8 protein-coding genes are annotated in these 13,800 nt (G+C 47.5%); 4 read left to right on the forward strand and 4 right to left on the reverse strand.

Translation table 11 applies throughout. The annotated features are described in order from the left end of the window. Positions 1–740: 740 nt before the first annotated feature. A complete protein-coding gene (locus ACYX4J_RS01355; RefSeq protein ID WP_445359055.1) occupies positions 741–2,615 on the reverse strand; it encodes an MFS transporter in 1,875 nt (624 codons plus the stop codon). A 240-nt stretch (positions 2,616–2,855) separates the two neighbouring features. On the opposite strand from ACYX4J_RS01355, the gene ACYX4J_RS01360 reads away from it, so the two are divergent. The 4 genes from ACYX4J_RS01360 to ACYX4J_RS01375 all read left to right on the forward strand — a co-directional run bounded on the left by ACYX4J_RS01360 (position 2,856) and on the right by ACYX4J_RS01375 (position 8,998). Next, a complete protein-coding gene (locus ACYX4J_RS01360) occupies positions 2,856–3,164 on the forward strand; it encodes a DUF1272 domain-containing protein (protein WP_445359054.1) in 309 nt (102 codons plus the stop codon). Positions 3,165–3,352: 188 nt separating this feature from the next. Then, positions 3,353–4,315 (forward strand): glucokinase, encoded by a 963-nt coding sequence (gene glk, locus ACYX4J_RS01365; RefSeq protein ID WP_282931051.1) that lies wholly within the window; start codon positions 3,353–3,355, stop codon positions 4,313–4,315. A 170-nt stretch (positions 4,316–4,485) separates the two neighbouring features. Beyond that, on the forward strand, positions 4,486–7,350 hold the full coding sequence (locus ACYX4J_RS01370) for a TonB-dependent receptor (protein ID WP_444907118.1): 2,865 nt from the start codon (positions 4,486–4,488) through the stop codon (positions 7,348–7,350). A gap of 136 nt (positions 7,351–7,486) precedes the next feature. Continuing rightward, positions 7,487–8,998: a tryptophan halogenase family protein gene (locus ACYX4J_RS01375; protein ID WP_476177692.1), complete on the forward strand. Its 1,512-nt coding sequence runs from the start codon at positions 7,487–7,489 to the stop codon at positions 8,996–8,998. Positions 8,999–9,088: 90 nt separating this feature from the next. Here the strand turns inward: ACYX4J_RS01375 and ACYX4J_RS01380 are convergent, their stop codons facing one another. The 3 genes from ACYX4J_RS01380 to ACYX4J_RS01390 form a co-directional block, all read right to left on the reverse strand. Beyond that, positions 9,089–9,388, reverse strand: a complete 300-nt coding sequence (locus ACYX4J_RS01380; protein WP_444895935.1) for a hypothetical protein — start codon at positions 9,386–9,388, stop codon at positions 9,089–9,091. Positions 9,389–9,419: 31 nt separating this feature from the next. Then, positions 9,420–11,339 carry a VCBS domain-containing protein gene (locus tag ACYX4J_RS01385; protein WP_476177693.1) on the reverse strand — a complete coding sequence of 640 codons (1,920 nt, stop codon included), beginning with the start codon at positions 11,337–11,339 and terminating at the stop codon, positions 9,420–9,422. A 287-nt stretch (positions 11,340–11,626) separates the two neighbouring features. After that, positions 11,627–13,798 carry a tetratricopeptide repeat protein gene (locus ACYX4J_RS01390; protein WP_444926063.1) on the reverse strand — a complete coding sequence of 724 codons (2,172 nt, stop codon included), beginning with the start codon at positions 13,796–13,798 and terminating at the stop codon, positions 11,627–11,629. Positions 13,799–13,800: the final 2 nt, after the last annotated feature.

The raw sequence follows: 13,800 nt of genomic DNA on the forward strand, positions 1-13,800 counted from the left end.
CTGTGATCAAGACCTAGTGTAGCAGGGATTGCTATTCCCACGGGATCTTCAAAAAAGCTGCGACACAGGCGCGCGCCCGGCAACGGATTAATAGTCCACATTTGCAACACTAGGACATGGGAAACCTACCTCCGGTGAGTAGACGCCGGTCTTTTGAATAGGGTAGGAGAAAATGGTGCAATACTGAGTGAAGAACGTATTGTTGAATACTCAGCAGATTTCAAGGCTAGAATGGTAGCTCTCACTAATCAGCTGAAAGTAGAGAAGGCAAGTTGGTTGGGAAGCCCAGCCGCAGTATTAGCATGAAAAAGACAGCGAAATCTCAGTCTCAAAGTGATGATAAAGAAATAAACAGTCTAAGAAACTAGATTGAGATACTGCAAAAAGAAAAGGGTTGCCTAGAAAAATTGGGAAGTAATCCTGAAAGATTCGCGTTGACGGTCCTTAGTCTGTGGGGCTTTGATGTCAGGTTCCTATGTAGGTATTTGATGTTTCACACCAAGAGTTTTATAAACGGCTTCACCTTGATGAGAGTACTTGAGTCATAGGAAGTAGTCGAACTCTATAAAGTACTTTCTCACATGAAAATACTATAAAGGAGGCCCCCGTGTAGATTTCTATTTACAGTATGAGTTAATTAAATATGCAACTTGGACCCAAGAAATATAAAGGAATTATTGATTTGCTGGGTTAATAATTAAGCGCTTTGTGCGCATTCTCCTTTTAATCGTCTATTCTTGTTAGCTTTTCTTTAGATCTCGCATTTTTTTTTGCAGGCTTTTCGAATCTGTATTGATGCTCTCTACCGGTTGCCCTGCGATAACAAGAACTTCAGGAAATAAACGTCGTTTTCTTTTCTTTTTAGACTGCTGCATTGAGTTTTCGTCCTGGGTGCCGGCTCGATGTAAGGCAATGGGAATAACCGGAACAGACTTTCGCGATAAAATCTCCTCAAGATCTTTCAGGAATGGCTGCAGTTCGCCATCTTCACTGATTTTTCCCTCGGGAAAAATACAGAGTAATTCCCCATTTTCCAGGCTCTCCACTATGGTTTTGTAAGTGCGTTCACGGCTATTTGGATCATCGAGATCCAAGCCTATGGGAATGGCATCGCTCATATGCAAGATACAGCGCAGTAAGTGGGATTTATAGATTTTAGGATGTGCGATAAAGCGCACATAACGCTCGACGGTATCCGCTAATATTATTGGATCTAGAAAACTGATGTGATTACTAATAATCAGGGCGGGTCCTTCCCTGGGGATTTGATCCAGTCCTTTCTGGTTGACTCGATAGAGGATTCGCGCTGGTAGCAATAGCAGCCCGCGCATGATGAACTCTGGTAGCTTGGCAAAAATCAGGGTGACCACAATAAGGTTTAGTAAAGCGATAATGATGAAATATTTGGGGATAGAGATCTTTAGGATATCCAGGAAAGTGATACTCACGAGAGTAGCTGTCACCATAAATAACGCATTGACCATATTGCTGATTGCGATAATCTGCGAGCGGATCTTTACACTTGATCGGTCTTGGATCATTGCGTACAAAGGAACAGTAAAAATACCGCCAAAAATACCAAGTAGCGCCATATTGAGAAGGATCCAATAGGAACCATGATGGTTAAAAAATTGAGTCGGGTTTGCGTTGGGAAGTGTTTGAAAACTATCGGATTGGAGACCCAGCGCTAATCCAGCGCAGGTGATGCCAATAGCACCCAATGGCACTAAACCCGATTCGATACGACCTCGGGATAGCCAGTTGCACAGCAACGACCCCAAGGCAGTGCCTACAGTGAGGCTGCTCAGTAAGAACGTGATAACATCTTCGTTTCCACCAAGAGTATCGCGGGTAAAGTTGGGAATCTGCGCAAGGAATGCGGTGATTGTCAGCCAGAACCAGGAAATAGCAAAAATTGAGTAAAACACTGGAGGTGTTTGCCAAGCTAAGTACATGACACGCATGACGTGTGCCACCGGATTCCAATTGATGTGCAGTTTTGGGGATGAAGGTGGGGCTTTGGGAATTGCGCAGCTTGCCAGAAAACCAATGAAGGCCATGAATATCAAGGTGACCGCGATAAATGTCAATCCGTGTTGGCCGGGATGGGTAAATCCGACCAATATAGTGCCGACAATTGTTCCGGTCAGGGTACCAATAAAGGATCCCATTTGGATCAATGCATTGCCAGCAAGTAGCTCACTTCTATTTAATTGCTGGGGTATCAGGGAAAACTTTGCCGCACTGAAAAGTGTTGAGGATGTGCCATAGCAAAAAAAGACCACCAGGCTCAGGGCATAATGTTGGGTAAACATCGCAATAATTCCCACGATACCTATGCCTATTTCGGTCAATTTGTAGATTCTGATGAGCTTGCTTTTATCGAACTTATCGGAGATTTGGCCTGCCAAGGAGGAAAAGAGGAAGTAGGGAAGAATCATTAGGCTAATGGCAATATTGATCAGCGTGTTAGCTTCCTCTTCAGCCATACGAAATGCCAGTATGACTATTAACCCATTTTTGTACATATTACGACTGAAAACTGCAACAATCTGGGTTACAAACAGCGGCAGGAAACGCCGCGTACCGAGCAGCTTAAACTGGTTTTGAGCCATTATTTATCGCTCTTGTGGGCAGTGCTCCGCATGGTGTCTGTGGCGCTATAGGTTGCTGGTTAAAGGCCCAATGAAGCCTATGGTAGCTATGGCATTTTGGCTGAAATCCGAATCTGTACCTGAATATAGCGAATTCAGTAAACTGCCCGAAGTGTTGTAATTAAATTCTACGGTATAAAGCTCAGGGACTGATGGAAATTATCGGTTTGGATAAAGGTTTTAAGTTAGGATAGGTAATTCATGTTGGAATTAAGGCCAAATTGCGAGAGCTGTGATAGAGACCTACCACCGAGTTCAGAAGAGGCGATGATTTGTACTTACGAGTGTACCTTCTGTCGCTCCTGTGTTGAGGTGCTGCTGAATAATGTGTGCCCAAACTGCGGGGGTAACTTTTGTTCACGACCGATTCGCCCGCAAAGTGCGCGGCGCAGTGGGGTGAGCATCGAATATCAGCCTGCTTCAAAAAAGCGGGTGAATACGCCTTACAGCCAGGAAGAGATCCAAGTATTCGTTCAGCAAGTAAAAGGTATCCCGCCAGCGGACAGGTAAAAAGGTGACTGAAAGCATTTAGGTAGTTTCAAGCAATGCATTTCGGCAGGTCTATCTGTATCAAGCTGGGGTCATGCGGTTTCTTTATAGGGTGAGTTGTCCTCTGTAGTAAGCTTTGGGGCTGGCAATATTTTGTCTGACGCCTTAAGTTATATCGCCTTTTTTAGGGGGAAGTTAGAAGGATAACTATGACGAGTATCGTAGCGGATATCGGTGGGACCAACGCCCGATTTGCCATCGCCAAGCCTGTAGCAGAGGGTTACCAGCTGGAAGAACTCAAAGTCGTTGATTGCCAACGCTTCGAGGGATTTGATGCAGCACTACAGCACTGGCTCGATGGGTTAAACCAGCCGCGCCCGGAGAAGGCGTGTATTGCAGCAGCCGGTCCGCTGGAGATGACTCCAACAGGTGGAAAGGTTTATATGACCAATCTGGGCTGGACTATTGACGCCGGCGAGCTGGCGCAAGAGTTTAGCTTTCCCCACCTAGAGCTGATTAATGATTTTGCCGCCTTGGCTCAGTCTCTGCCCCGTCTGGCCGAATCAGATTACCAGGTACTGCGCGATACTCCCCGGCAGGCAGGTGCCCCTATGGCGGTGCTCGGTCCCGGAACCGGCCTCGGTGTTGCCGGACTGGCTGAAGCCGATGGCCGATACCATGTGCTGGCGGGAGAGGGCGGGCATGCCAACCTGACAGTCTCCACTGAGCGTGAATTGCAGTTGCTGCAAATCCTGATGAAAACCCAGCTACCCGTTTTCAACGAATGGGTTTTGTCGGGCAATGGGCTGGTTAATCTCTATCGCGCAGTTTGCGAGCTGAACGGAGAGATCGCTGAGGACCTGACGCCCCCCGATATCAGCGCCCGAGGCCTTGAAGGTTCAGATCCGCTGTGCCGTGAAGCTCTGATAGATTTCCTCAATTTCCTCGGCAGTGCGGCCGGGGATGCGGCCTTGTATATGGGCGCTCGTGGCGGGGTATTTTTGGGGGGTGGTATACTGCCCAGGATCGCTGAACTGCTACCTGAGAGCGAGTTTGAGCAGCGTTTCCTGACGAAAGGGCGTGTCGCTCAATGGATGGAGGCCGTTCCGGTATACGCGTTGAATGCGGGTTATCAGGCTCTGATTGGCGCTGCAGTACAGCTTGAGGGGTAATTACTCGGTACTTTTGTTGGGTTATGGCCTGACAAACGTGTATTAAATTACACCTGTGATTGATCTCACACTTTTTCCCGTCTCCTCCCCCCTCGGGGGAGGATGTTATGGATTAGGGGCCGCCCTAGGATGCAGGGTCTCAACATAACGATAAGTCCAGGGAGAAGATGATGAGTCTATCCAATAAAGGTAAAGGGGCGCTCAGACCCACTTTGCTATCTGCTGCCATCGCGGCCTCCGTGTCCACCTCGGTTGGGGCCTATGCGCAGGAGCAGGAAACACTGGAAGAAGTAACAGTTACCGGTATTCGCACCAGCGTTTTGGACTCAGTTGAAGCCAAGCGCGCCGCCGATGTTGTGGCCGATGTGGTAGATGCGGGCGCTCTGTCATCTCTTCCCGACCAATCAATCGCCGATGCCCTGGGTCGTCTGCCCGGCGTAACCACCGTGCGATCCAACGGTCAGTCCTCACAGCTAAATATCCGCGGTATGAACGGCGACTTCCTGCAAACCACCTTGAATGGTCGCGAGCAGGCCTCTACCAGTGGTTATACCGAAAGTACTCGCTGGATGTCTTTTGACCAGTACCCAGCTGAGCTGATTAATCAGGCAGCGGTCTACAAGACTCCGAAAGCCTCTCATATTGAAGGTGGTGTAGCGGGCTCTGTAGAGCTGAAAACAGCCAATCCTCTCGACGCCGACAAAGAACACAACTTTAATGCCAATGTGCGTATGTCGTATAACGATGCAGCAGACGACGTCGGTGCCGACGAATTCGGTGAGCGCGTCACCCTGTCGTACATGGGTAAATTTATGGATGACAAGGTGGGCGTAGCCCTGGGTTATTCTCACCTTGAGCAGCCGAACAGCTTTGTAAAGTCCCGCACGGGTGCAGACGGCCAAATCGGTTATGAGCCAGGGAACGATTTCGATGGTGATGGCAGTGAAGATGCTTTACCGCGAGCGTTCCAGTGGCAATCCGGTGATGGTACCGATACTCGTAATGGTTACCTGGCCAGCGTCGTTTTCGAGCCTACCGATAGCTTCAAGGCCCAGTTAGATTATTTTAAGTCTGACTTTGAGCGTGTTGATACTCGCCACGGTATTACGGTTGGTGGCCTGGCCAATACAAACTTTTACACCCTTTCCGATACCGAAGTGAATGGCGGTGTGGTTACCGATGGTACGGTAATTATTACCGACCCTAAGACAACTGATGATTCCAGCCCCTGGTTTGAATCCCGCTCTGAGGATCAATCCACCCAGGCGGACAGCGATAGTATTGGTCTAAACCTGGAGTGGAATTTAGGTGATCGCCACACCCTGGCCGTTGACTACTCCTACAGTAAGGGCACCAAGACGCGCAAGGACCAGATTGTGTCCATGCACGCTTACGACCTGACCTACGATGACGATGGTAACTTAGATACCTGGGAGGAAGCTGCTGGGCAGAGCTTTGCCTATTCCCTCAATGGCGATGGTATTCCCTCAGGCGTTTTCTCCGGTGTAGATTTTACCGATCTGGATACCATGCGTTTGTCGCGCTACGAAGAATACCCCCACGAGTACACCGATAAGGTTGAAGCCTTCAAGTTCGATTACAAGTTCGATTTGGAGTGGCGAGCCATTGCCTCTATTGAGGCAGGATTCCGTGTCTCTGAGCGCACTTTTGACTCTGAGCGTGGAGCCTTCCTTTACGGTAGCCGCGATGGCCAATTCAATGGCTACTGTGCGGATAACCTGTCCGACATCGATTGTGAGCCGCAACTACTGGACGGCTATGTGAGTGTTGAATCCACCAGCGGGATACCACAGTTCGTAGTCAACGATATGGATGCCCTGGCTTCCAGTATTTTTGGAGCTGGTAACTACGAAGGTAAAAAGGTATTTAGCCAGGACTGGACTTTCGTTGAGTCCGGGACGATGAAAGAGGAAGTCTTTGCCTACTACTTGATGGCCAATATCGATACTCAGCTGGGGAGCATTCCAGTAACTGGTAATTTCGGTGTACGGGTTGTTGAAACCGATGTGAAGTCTAGCGGTATCCAAAATGTGGGTGCCGGCAATGGTATCGAAATTACTGATGACGTGGGTGTAACTTCAGATAGCTTCGACTATGTTGAGTACGGCCCCGAATACACAGACACCTTGCCTTCCCTTAACTTGAACTTTGAGCTGACCGAGCAGGACTACATTCGCTTTGCTGCAGCTAAAGTGATGGGTCGTCCACCGGTTGGGCAGCTGAAAGGCGGCGCTGGTTCCTGGAACAGCGTTAATAACGAAACGAACGATACTGAATACAATGTATGGACCAAAGGTTCTCCCTACCTCGATCCTTTCCGTGCAAACCAGTTTGACCTGGCTTATGAGCACTATTTTGAAGATGGCGGTGCGGTAACTGCAGCCATTTTCTGGAAAGATATCGAAAGCCTGGTAGAAAAGCAGTATATCTACCTGGATAGCCAGGCAGATCGAACGGCGCTGTTTGATTCCCTGGGCATTGAAATTCCCGTTGGTCTGGAAGCCGGCGCTTTCGAAACTTACGTGAACAACGACAAGGGTGGTTATATTCGAGGCATTGAGCTTGCGGGTACCAAAACCTTTGATCAGTTGCCGGGTATTTGGGCTGGCTTGGGTATGACCGCCAGCTATTCATATACTGAGAGTGAAACCGAAGTGAGTGGCGGTAACCTCTATGGTGAAAACCTGCCGTTGCCGGGCCTCTCTGAAAATGTCTGGAGCACTACAGTATTCTGGGACATCGGTAATTTCAGCTCCCACGTCAATGTTCGCTATCGGGATGAATTTATCCTGATTATGCCGATACCGGGAGGCTCTACTCCGGCCTTAGCTGAGGCGTACACTACCGTTGATGCTCAGATATCCTATGCATTTGATAATGGTATCGATGTGGTTTTCTCAGCGAACAATCTTACTGATGAGGCTGATGTGAAATCATATGGAGTAGATGGTGTCCTCGGTGAATATACTGAGTTTGGGCGTCAATTCTACCTCGGCTTGAACTATAGCTACTAAGTATCGCTGGTTCTTTCGGTGTAAAACTGAAGGTGTGATAAGAAACCGCCCGCTGAGCTACGCTTGCCGGGCGGTTTTTTTTTAAAATATTAAAGGGGCCGGCAATAAGTGCGGTGCCGAATTTTTGAGAGTCGCCATGAGCAATCAACGCAAAAAAATAATTATTCTTGGCGGGGGTACCGCTGGCTGGATAACCGCCAATCTGATGGCGACCCATTGGCAGAATAAAGGGTTTGAAATCACCCTGGTGGAATCACCGGATATTGGAATTATCGGTGTGGGGGAGGGATCAACTCCGCCGCTAAAAGGTTTTATGGAAACTATAGGGGTTAGCGAATCGGAGTGGATGCCAGCTTGTAACGCTACTTACAAAGTGGGAATTACTTTTAGGGATTGGTCGGTTAAACCGGGCTTTACCGAATATGTTCATCCCTTTGTTGGCCAGCCTGACCAATTTACTATCCCGGCATTTTTTCATAATAGTTACCTGCGCAGGAAGGGCGTTGACCTGGAGGGGCATCCGGATCACTTCTTTCTGGCAACTGAGATGATTCGGCAAAAATTATCCCCGGTCGCGCCAGAAAACTTCCCTTTTGAAATTGCCTATGGCTACCATTTTGATTCTGGTTTATTGGGCCAGTTCCTGCGTCGTGTTGCAGAACAGAAAGGCGTTCGCTATAAGGTGGCGACAGTGGCTGGCGCCATGCTCGATGCACAGGGGAATATTGATTACCTGAAAACTACTGATGGTGAGGTTCTCAAAGCGGACCTGTATGTGGATAGTTCCGGCTTTCGTGGAAGTCTCATACAACAATCCCTGAAGGTTCCTTTTATTAGTAGCGCTGAGAGTCTGTTTAACGATTCTGCGGTTGTATTTGCTACGGACCAGGAAAGGGAGTATGCACCGCACACTATTTCTATTGCGATGAAATATGGCTGGGCCTGGAAAATCCCCCTGACTAATCGCAATGGCAACGGCTACGTTTACAGCTCTCGCTTTGTCGACGATGACAAGGCAGAAACGGAATTTCGCGCTCACTTGGGGTTGTTGGACAGTGATGTCGAGGCGCGTAGATTAAATTTCAAGGTGGGACGGGTTGCCCAACACTGGGCCAAGAACTGCCTGGCGGTGGGGCTCTCCCAAGGCTTTATTGAGCCTTTGGAGGCAACGGCGCTTGATATGGTTCAGGAGACTGTTGTGCGCTTTATAGAGGCCTATAACAATGGTGATCATACTGATAAATATAGAGATGACTTTAATAATCGTATCAGCGCTCGTTTTGATGCGGTGCGGGACTATATCGTCTGTCACTACCGTATTAGTTCGAGAACAGATACGGATTATTGGATTGCCAATGGCACTAATGAAAAGATATCTCCCTCCCTGCGTTCAATCTTGATGTCTTGGATGGCAGGCAAGAATATTACTGATGAACTACTGGATCAAAAACTGGATGTCTATTTCCCGAATGTATCCTGGAATTGCCTGTTGACTGGCAAGGGAATTTACCCGGGACAGGAACAGTTGCGTCCAGGTAATGAGTTTGCACACAAATATAAACTGGAAGAAATCAAGGATTTTAACCGCCGCTGTGCTCTGAACTTTATGCCACACATGGATCAGTTAAATCAATTAAGGGTGGGGTAGAAGAAAATCTGGAATAGTGCTCGGATTATCTCTGAGTACTATTCCACTTTAATCAGATAGGGAGGTAAATCGTTTTTAATTAATAAATGACTATTCGCTATCCTTTACTTCTATTTTCTCTGATTCTTTTATACGTAGTATGTGCTTTTCTCCACGCTCACCACGAATTTTAACCCGATCTCCAGATTTCATACCTTTGAGCTTGGCCTCATCGGCATCCAGGAAAAAGTAGCGGCCAGTCTGCTCATCTTTCAGGGAAAACTTACGCTCGGATTTTCCCGTTTCAAAATCTTCAGAGATAATTTCTTCCAAGGTGCCAGTTACAATCTCCTCTGCTTGTACAAACAGGGAGAAGCTCAATGCAAACGCTATTAGAATGAACTTTTTCATAGTATTTATCCTACGGTAACGGATTTACAGTCTAATCACTGTAACTGACTAAGATAGTGGCCGACTGTTTGTCTGAGGCCACAGATTGAAACTCAATGGTTAAGCCAATATTTGAGTCGGTAAAGCTATCTCCTGGCTCCTTGAGTTCTGCTACATGGTTAAAGAGTCTATTATCGAGATAATGAACAGATACTGAATTTTCCATATGAGACGATGGGTTCAGTATGTCATGGCCTACATGGTAGTTCACGTAGTAGTAGTCTTCTCCATTCTGACTACCCGCACTCTCAACTTTCAGCTGCTGGGGCAGGTTTCCTGAGAGCTCTCCCGCAGTCAGCTCAATAGCCTCAACCTCCACCTCTTCGGTGCTGCCGGCGTTCTGGGTTACCGTTTGGGTATATTCGGGGAATAAATCATACCAGCCCATGTACTCTCGGTGACCACTGCCAAATAAGCGCGAAGTCCAGGCATTCCCCATAAAGCTCCCATCTGTTCCATACTCGCTTTCGCCACTATCGAAGGTATCGCCATCGTTGTTGTCATCATTGCCGGCATGGCTGAGTCCAATATTGTGGCCAAGTTCATGGCCCATTATTATCTGGTCTGTATAAGCGGTAACGATGCTCCACTTACCACCAACAGAGGCGACACCAGCCCCAACCAGCCCAGCACTCTTGGCCTTTGGCGGGTAGATGTAAACACGGTGGCGCCAGTCGCTTAGGTTGATAGGGTTGTTATTGTTATCAACTAAATTGGTTTCCGCCCATTCTGTTGCATTGTCACGCCAAGTGTATCCTCCGTCTGTATATTCTCCTCCCTGGCTGGAGCGGGCTGCCGCATCGTCAACACTTAAAGTGCCACCGTCTTGGTTATCTGGGATGTTGTAAATGATACAGTCAATGGAGCTGTCTTCATTGCTACCTTCTCCATAGCAGTAATGCTCCAGGGAGCTGTCGCTGATGCGATGGCGCAGGAATTTTAGTTGTCCCAATGAATTCTTTAGGTAGGTATTATCGAGAGAGTCTTCATCGTTAAAGACCATATCTGCAATATCAGAGATATCAGTGGTATCTGTAGGTACAGCATCAGAGAAGTTCATGAAAATGAATACGATACTGCTTTCATCAGGCTCTAAAGTGACGACAGAGAAGGTAATCGATTGAGTAGTGCCATCGCCAAGTTGGAATGAAATGGTATCTTCTGTCGTTTCACCATTTTTTAAACTGTCTGCAGAATTATTCAGGCTGTATTCCCAATCTCCGTTGCTGTATAACTTGAAATCGCCGTAGGATCCGCTAAGAGTTTCCTCGACAAACTCCGGAGTATTGCCATCGACATCCTCCAAAAGGAATGTTCCTGAAGAAAATTCCTTACCTTCAACAATCAAAGTGGCCAGTGGGCTGGCGGGGTTGAACGTGTAGGCATCGTCGTAACCGGTTATGGAAATGGATATAGTGGCTTCTGAATCACTGGAGCCGATACCAATATTAAATGCGTCGGTCACTAATTCTGAGCCAGCAATTGGATCGGATAGTTCACTGTCCAAGGTATAGGTCCAGCTGCCATCGCTGGATATTTTAAGCTCTCCGTAAGTCCCTTGAAAATTTCCGGATTCAAAGGTTTGATTGCTGTTTGAGTTATCGACTAGTTGCCCTGAAACCGTTGTCTCGACATCTTCACTGACGCTGCCGTTGTCACCGCTTATGCTAGGGGAATCATCGCCGTCGTCGTCATCCGAATCTGAACTGTCATCATCATCAGAGCTGGAGCTGTCATCATCAGAGCCAGTATTGCCATCGTCATCATCGCCGTCAGAGTTTGCCCCTGAATCGCTATCGCTGCTTACTGGAGTGCCGTCAGGTTCGTTGTCATCGGAGCTTCCGCCCCCACCGCAAGCAGTAAGAAATACAGATAAACTGATAGCCGTGAGTAACTTCAGTGAATAGGTCATATCGCCTCGATAGATCCGTTAAACCAAATGTAATTGGCGCGGAGTATAAAGAGCTGTCAGTCATATTCTGTGATGGCTGGCTTGCTTTTGAGGCTGATCTTTTGCTTGAGCAAAAAATGGTGCTATCGGTCGCACCTAGAAATTTTTGTCAATAAAAATAAAGAAAATAGGTCGGAAAATAGTTGAGGATTTTAAGGTAGGAAAAAGAGTGGTTTGGGATCCTGTTGGCAAAATAAAGTTGAACGCGGTCAACTATTCGCTGTGAATAGTCGACCGCAAAAATAATCTTATTCTGCAGGGAGTCCACTCAGAAACTGTTTTAAGTGTGAGACATTGCACTCTTCGGTGTCAGCGCAGTTTTCCAGGATTTTTTTCAATTGTTGGTCGTCACTCTGTTCAGTAGCTAATTTCAAATAGTAACGTACCTGATCAAGGTTTTTTCCTGGATTATCGTCTTGACTATAGGCCTCAGCAATTTTCAGTGAAGCTATGCCGTGCCCTCTCTTTGAGGCTTCCTCGTAGAGTGACATTGCTCGATCTAGATCAACTTCTACACCAAGCCCCTGTTCATACATACGGGCTTGGTTAAAGTATCCATACTTTGAATTTTGATTCGCTGCCTGCTCGAACCAATGAAGAGCCTCGGGATAGTTGTTGAAAGAATCACTACCGGAGTCCAAATATATGAGCCCCAGCTTATTCATAGCGCTTGCTAATCCCCTCTCTGCTGCTTGAGTGTAATAATAGATTGCCTGTTCCAGGTCCTTTTCTACTCCGTTACCTGCCTCGTAGAGTCCGGCCAACCTGGCACTGGAGTTGGCTGAACCTTCCGCAGCTGCGAGCCTATAAAGTTGTGCTGCATGGGTCGGATTTTGTTCCACTCCATAACCATTTTCGGCGGAGTAACCCATATTGGTAATACACTCCAGGTGGCCGGCCCGTCCACACAATAAATACCAGGCATAGGCAATATCGGCGTTGGCATCTGCAATAATATTCTTGGAGTGCAGGATCCCCATTTTTAATTGTGCAGGAAGATGATTGCGATATGCTGCAGCTTGATAGTCCCTGATAGATTGTTTGATATTAACCGGTTGGTCATGGGCGCCTAGTTGTGTGATACGCCCTCTCTCAAAGAGTGCGGCGGGGTTTCCTGCAATTGCGGCCTCATTGAGAAGTGCCATGCCCCCACTGGTTTCTTTTTTCTCCTCCAGCAGGTAGCTGGCGTAAAAAAACTGGGCTGGTGAAAAGCCGCTATCGGAAGCTTTTTGAATAAGCTTTTCAAATTGATAGTAATTATTCTGCTCAAGGTAACCAATAGCCTGGGTAAAGTGGGCTACGGGGTAACCTTTATTAGCGCTGGCTTGCAAGAATTGTGCAGCACCGGATTCGTTAGCTGAGTTAAATTCCTCTGACGCAAAAAGGGAGTAGAGTTCATACTCCGCCTGGCCCTTTTTCAGGTGTTGTTCGGCACTGGAGAGTAGTGAAGTTGCTAATTCTTTGTCCGGATCAATTCCCAGGCCCATAAAGGCTATATAGGCTAGGTAAACCTTCGCCTCTTCGAGCCCCAGGTCCGCAGCAGTAACAAATAATTGTGCGCACTCGTTAACTGCGAATTTTTCAGTTTTGCCACTGAGACATAGCCGCCCTAAACTGATATTGGCGGAAATGGACCCCATAACAATAGCGTCCAGATAAGCTTGTTCAGCCTGTGGATACTGCCCCTCCGCATGAAACACAATGCCTTCGGCGTGTCGAGCGGCATAATCTGTAGAGGCTAGTACCTGGATCACATCTGTATAGAGCTGATCTGATGTGCCGGCAAATGGATACCGGATCGCGAGCAGTCGATGTAGAAAGCGGGCATTATCGAAGTAGATTTTCGATACCTGATAGCCGCCTACTTCCTTTACGTTATAAACGCGGTATATAGCATTGCGACTATTTGCAAATTCAAAATAGCTATCAATAATTTCATAGCCGGATATGGTGAGCAGGTCTTCTGCATCTGCCCAGCTCCCGACCTCAAAGGCACTGTAGCTATACTCACCACTGCGTCCGGAGAGGATACCAGTAGCAATAAATTCAAACAGGTTTTTATGGTAGTTGGCTGCTTCTAACTGTCCCACAGACTCATAGCATTCTGCAGCGCTGAGATGGGGCGTTAGTGACAGGATGTTGTTGTTTGTTACGGCCTTCCAGTCCACGGCTTCACAAGACTTATCCCCAGACTCAATCGCGGATAGCTCCGCCTGGTAGCGCTCTCTGGCCGCGATATTATTCAGGGGTTGCTGAGACTCAAGATAGGCAACCCAGAAATCCTCATAAGCAACTGTATCTGGAGCGCTAGCAATTTGTTCGGTTAGCAGTCTTATTTCACTATCGCCGGGTTCGATGGAAGTGTGGGCCGCACAAGAGGCCAGTAAGTAAATAACGGGGGCAAAAAGGAATTTTTTCATTA

This window comes from Microbulbifer sp. ABM4_008 (assembly GCF_056311705.1).